This window comes from Marinifaba aquimaris (assembly GCF_013328345.1).
Classification (GTDB): domain Bacteria; phylum Pseudomonadota; class Gammaproteobacteria; order Enterobacterales; family Alteromonadaceae; genus Marinifaba; species Marinifaba aquimaris.
This window is the reverse complement of record NZ_JABULX010000072.1, coordinates 1-1,164: the sequence shown is the minus strand read 5'-3', so window position 1 is coordinate 1,164 and position 1,164 is coordinate 1. Positions and strand designations below refer to the sequence as shown.

Sequence of the window (1,164 nt, the reverse complement as noted above, 5' to 3'; positions counted from 1 at the left end):
AAAGAAAAATTTGAACGTACGAAACCGCACGTTAACGTTGGTACAATCGGTCACGTTGACCACGGTAAAACAACTTTAACAGCTGCGATTACAACTGTATTATCTAAAGTACACGGTGGTCAAGCGATGGATTTCGCATCTATCGATAACGCTCCAGAAGAGCGTGAGCGTGGTATCACAATCTCAACCTCACACGTTGAGTACGACACACCAACTCGTCACTACGCACACGTAGACTGTCCAGGTCACGCGGATTACGTTAAAAACATGATTACTGGTGCTGCACAGATGGACGGCGCGATCTTAGTAGTAAGTGCTGCAGATGGCCCTATGCCACAAACACGTGAGCACATCTTGTTATCTCGTCAGGTTGGTGTACCTTACATCATCGTATTCATGAACAAGTGTGACATGGTAGATGACGAAGAGTTATTAGAATTAGTAGAAATGGAAGTACGTGAGTTACTTTCAGAGTACGACTTCCCAGGTGACGACTTACCATTAATCCAAGGTTCAGCGCTTAAAGCTTTAGAAGGCGAGAAAGAGTGGGAAGACAAGATTGTTGAGTTAGGTGAAGCTTTAGATTCATACATCCCAGAGCCAGAGCGTGACATCGACAAGCCATTCTTAATGCCAGTTGAAGACGTATTCTCAATCTCAGGTCGTGGTACAGTAGTAACAGGTCGTGTTGAGTCAGGTATCATCAACGTAGGTGAAGAAATCGAAATCGTAGGTATCCGCGAAACAACTTCAACAACTTGTACAGGTGTTGAAATGTTCCGTAAGTTACTAGACGAAGGTCGTGCTGGTGAGAACATTGGTGCATTATTACGTGGTACTAAGCGTGAAGACGTAGAGCGTGGTCAAGTATTATGTAAGCCTGGTTCAATCACTCCACACACGAAGTTCGAATCAGAAGTATACGTACTTTCTAAAGACGAAGGTGGCCGTCATACTCCATTCTTCAAAGGTTACCGTCCACAGTTCTACTTCCGTACAACTGACGTAACAGGTGCTGTAGAGTTACCAGAAGGCGTAGAAATGGTAATGCCAGGTGATAACATCAAGATGGTTGTAGAGTTAATCTGCCCAATCGCGATGGACGAAGGCTTACGTTTCGCTATCCGTGAAGGTGGCCGTACAGTAGGTGCTGGTGTTGTTGCT

At 44.9% G+C, this 1,164-nt stretch carries 1 protein-coding gene; it reads left to right on the top strand.

From position 1 onward, the window contains the following. Window positions 1-1,164, top strand: a 1,164-nt coding sequence (gene tuf / locus HR060_RS19125) for an elongation factor Tu (protein ID WP_174201860.1), incomplete at both ends; no start/stop codon positions are given.